Here is a 278-nt window from a genome sequence, read left to right as displayed (position 1 = left end):
AACAATTACATAAAGAAAACCATCCAAACGTTGTTTATGGAGTCGGTGCGGTTCAAGAGGAAGTAGGCTTACGCGGAGCTAAAACAGCTAGTAACAAAATTAAACCAGACATTGGATTTGCAGTTGATGTAGGTATTGCTGGGGATACACCAGGAGTGACAGAAAAAGAAGCATTAGGAAAAACGGGGAAAGGTCCTCAAATCGTTTTATACGATGCTTCTATGGTATCCCATAAAGGATTGCGTGATTTCGTCACAAATGTTGCGGATGAATTAAAT

At 39.9% G+C, this 278-nt stretch carries 1 pseudogene; it reads left to right on the top strand.

Going from position 1 to position 278, the window contains the following annotated elements:
• Positions 1–278 (top strand): annotated as a pseudogene (locus tag AC3ASS_RS02435) (peptidase M28); the annotation flags it as partial.

This window comes from Bacillus sp. JST-5 (genome assembly GCF_057747715.1).
This window is presented reverse-complemented; position numbering and strand designations above follow the sequence as displayed.